Raw genomic sequence first — 3,715 nt, 5'->3', positions numbered from 1 at the left:
ATGGAAAAGCGCCTGGAATAGGCGACGATGCCCATCAGTTCCTTGGTTTCGCCCGACCACGACATGGCGATGATGGCGTCGTCACGGGCGATCATGCCGAGATCGCCGTGATTGGCCTCCGCCGGATGGACGAAAAAGGCCGGCGTGCCGGTCGAGGCCAGCGTCGCGGCGATCTTGGAGCCGATATGGCCGCTCTTGCCGACGCCGGTGACGATGACGCGGCCCGCGATCCGCGAAATCAGGTCGATGGCCGCCGCGAAGGGCTCGGCCAGCCCATCTGCGAGTGCGGCGGCCAGGGCCGCCATGCCGGCCTGCTCCGTCGCCACCGTTCTCAGCGCCGATTCGATCGCAGCCTGCCTGTCCGGCTGCTTTCTTTCTGGGGACCCCGCATGCATGGCAGAAGCCATTAGCGCCATGTCGCCCGCCTGTCCAACGGAATTGCCGTTTGCCCTCGTTTGCGGGCAACCCAGGCAGTCAGTCTCAACCCTCCGTTAACCATCCGCATTTACGGTTCGGTAAGTATGGCGCAACCGCGCCGCGCAAGCAGTGGTGACGATGTCCGGGGGCCAGCCTGAAACGAAAATCGGTCGAAGGGGCATTGCCGTTGCAGCACTGCTGACGGCAAGCGCGCTTGCCTTGCTGCGCCCGGCGCCTGCATTTTCGCAGGAAACCGAACTGCGCGGCGAGGTTTCCGAATCGGCCATACTTGCCGACCAGCAGCGCAAGGCCAGGCAGTTGCGGGCGCAAGGATCGCAGGATCAGAACGCTCCCGCCGCCGTCCAGGACACGGCGCCGACAACCTATCAGCCGGCAAGCCCAGGCGCGGTTCCGGATGACGACCAGACGGCTGGTGCGTCGGACAGCATCTTCGACCAGCCGCCGGCAGCCAACGACCCGCTGGCCGACACGGCGCCGGCAAAGCCGCGCCGGCCTTCGACGGCAAGGCAGCGCACGCAGGACGCCAAGGCCGACACGAAGGCCAGCACCAAGACTGCCGATAAGAAAAAGACCAAGAAGAAGGCGGGCGAGGCAACCGACAACACGACCACCGCCGCAACCGCCGCCACCGGTGATCAGGCCGATGCTGCAGCGACTGCCGGCGACGGCGGCAACCGCCGCGCCGTCACCATCGACAGCGTCGACAAGCAGAAGCTCGACCCGGGCCAGGAGCGTACCGGATCGATCGATGGACAGAAGGCCAAGCCGGAGGAAGATCCCTTCGCCGCTCCCGGCGTAAGGATCGGCACCTTTGTCTTCCGTCCGACGCTGGAGCAAGGCTTCACCGCCACGTCGAACGCCGATTCCAGCAGCACTGGCAAATCGGCCGTCCTGTCGGAGACAGCGCTGCGTTTCACCGCGACCTCCGACTGGCGCGAGAATTCGGCTCTGATCACCGGTTACGGCCAGTTCCGCAACACCGTCTCGGGCCAAAAGATCAACGATGCGCAGGGCCGCATCGAGGGCCAGCTCAATGTCGATCTCGACAACGAGCTGCGCGCCATCGCCAAGCTCGGCTACGAGGCAGCGCCGGAATCGGCCTCCTCGCCAGATGCGATCGCCGGTGTCACCCAGCAGCCGCTGCGCCAGACTGTGGACGGCAGCCTCGGCATCGAAAAAAGTGTCGGCAAGATGCGTTATGCGCTGACCGGCTCGGTCTCCCATGATTTTTACGGCGACGCCGAGCTCTCGGATGGAACCAGCATTTCGCAGAAGGATCGCGACAACACGCTCTACACGGCCACCTTGCGCACCGGCTATCAGATTTCACCGGCGCTGACGCCCTTCACGGAAGTCGAGGCCGGGCGGCGCATCTATGACCTGCGCGTCGACACCGACGGCTTCGAGCGGTCCTCGACCAGGCTTGGCGCGCGTGCCGGCCTCGAGCTCGACATGGGCGAGAAACTTTCAGGCGAATTCGCCGTCGGCTGGCTGCGCGAGGCGATCGACGACAGCCGCCTGCCGGCGGTGGCAGGGCCGAGCATCAACGCCGACCTCAAATGGTCCCCCGAGCGCGGCACCACCATCGGCCTCACCGGCAAGACCAACGTCGAGACGACAACGACGGCCGGCGAGAGCGGCGATATCCTCTACTCCGGTCGTTTGACCGGCGAGCGTCAGATCCGCGCCAACCTGACGGCGAACTCGGCGCTTGGCCTCGATTGGCGCGATTACACCGGCTCCGACGGCCACGACCTGATCCTGAGCGCCGAAGCCGGACTGACCTGGTGGCTCAACCGCTATGCCGGCCTCACCACGAGGATGCGGACGGAGAAGCTGACCAGCAACCTGCCTGGACGCGACTATACGGCCAACAGCGTCTATCTTGGTCTGAAGGTCCAGCGCTGAAGAGTAGCGGCAATGGCCCAAGCCTATGCCGAGATTCAGGGGTTCCGAGAGGCTAGAACGCGGCGCCGCGGCGCTCCACCGGCCGCACCTCGTCCAGCAGCGTGCGGATGACGCCGGCCATGCTTGCGTTCATGTCGCTGCGCCACAGCGCGAAGGCGACATTGGCCTCGACGAACCCTTCCGGCGAGCCGCAGTCGAAAGTGCGGCCCTTATAGTGGTAGCCGTAGAAGGGCTGCTTCTTCTCTAGCTTCAGCATCGCGTCGGTCAGCTGGATCTCGTTGCCGGCGCCGCGTTCCTGGCTTTCCAGGATGCCGAAGATTTCCGGCTGCAGGATGTAGCGGCCGTTGATGTAAAGATTGGAGGGGGCGGTGCCCTGTTTCGGCTTTTCCACCATGCCGGTGATGCGGAAACCGTGATGCGTGTCCTCGCCGCGCCCGACAATGCCGTATTTGTGCGCTTCCGCTGGGTCGCATTCCTGCACGGCGACGATGTTGTTGCCGGTCTCGGCATAGAGCTCGACCATACTTTTCATGCAGCTCTTTTCCGACTGCATGATCATGTCCGGCAGAAGCAGCGCGAAGGGCTCGTCACCGACCAGCTCGCGGGCGCACCAGACGGCGTGGCCGAGGCCCATCGGCACCTGCTGGCGCGTGAAGCTCGTCTGTCCCGGCGCCGGCTGCAGCCGCTGCAGGCGGGCGAGCTGGTCGTCCTTGCCGCGCTGGGCGAGCGTGTCGTAGAGCTCGAACTGGACGTCGAAATGGTCCTCGATGACCGCCTTGTTGCGCCCGGTCACGAAGATGAAATGCTCGATGCCGGCCTCGCGCGCCTCGTCGACCACATATTGGATGACCGGCCGGTCGACGACGGTCAGCATTTCCTTCGGGATGGCCTTGGTGGCCGGAAGGAACCGCGTGCCGAGGCCGGCGACCGGGAAAACTGCCTTGCGAACGCGCTTCATGCTGACACCCCTGCTTTTCGGCCAATTATCCGCTCGGCGGCACGCTCCGCAATCCCCCCAAACATTTTCACGCCGGAATGTTGGGCTATCGGACGTCCAGGTTGAATGTGAGAGCTAGAAGCCGCGACACCTCTTTTCGTTCCCGGCGGCGCCTATGGTAAACTAAATACTAACCCGGTTCGGCGTTGAATGATCCTTCCTGATTTGACGAAGGAGGAAATGATGTCCGTTCGCAACACCGCGAGGCGCCTGACGGCACTGGCGACCGCAGCCGGCCTGACCTTGGCCCTGCTGATGCCCGCCGGACCCGCTTTCGCCGATGCCGGGTTCCGCCAGTGGGTCGCGGGCTTCCGCGCCACCGCGGTGGCGGGCGGCGTTTCGGGCGCTGTCTACGATCAGTCCATGAGCTGT

At 64.8% G+C, this 3,715-nt stretch carries 3 protein-coding genes and 1 pseudogene; 2 read left to right on the top strand and 2 right to left on the bottom strand.

From position 1 onward, the window contains the following. Positions 1-395, bottom strand: a 395-nt coding sequence (locus tag EOA27_RS27040) for an SIS domain-containing protein (RefSeq protein WP_127257700.1), incomplete at its 3' end; no start/stop codon positions are given. A 160-nt stretch (positions 396-555) separates the two neighbouring features. Here EOA27_RS27040 and EOA27_RS27035 point away from each other — a divergent pair. Next, positions 556-2,346, top strand: a complete 1,791-nt coding sequence (locus EOA27_RS27035) for an outer membrane beta-barrel protein (protein ID WP_126081465.1) — start codon at positions 556-558, stop codon at positions 2,344-2,346. A gap of 52 nt (positions 2,347-2,398) precedes the next feature. Here the strand turns inward: EOA27_RS27035 and galU are convergent, their stop codons facing one another. After that, positions 2,399-3,304, bottom strand: a complete 906-nt coding sequence (gene galU, locus EOA27_RS27030; RefSeq protein WP_126081464.1) for a UTP--glucose-1-phosphate uridylyltransferase GalU — start codon at positions 3,302-3,304, stop codon at positions 2,399-2,401. Between the two features lie 222 nt (positions 3,305-3,526). Here galU and EOA27_RS27025 point away from each other — a divergent pair. After that, positions 3,527-3,715 (top strand): annotated as a pseudogene (locus EOA27_RS27025) (lytic murein transglycosylase); the annotation flags it as partial.

This window comes from Mesorhizobium sp. M2A.F.Ca.ET.037.01.1.1 (assembly GCF_003998075.1).
GTDB lineage: Bacteria > Pseudomonadota > Alphaproteobacteria > Rhizobiales > Rhizobiaceae > Mesorhizobium.
The sequence above is the reverse complement of the archived record's forward strand: the minus strand, read 5'-3'. Positions and strand labels throughout refer to the sequence as shown.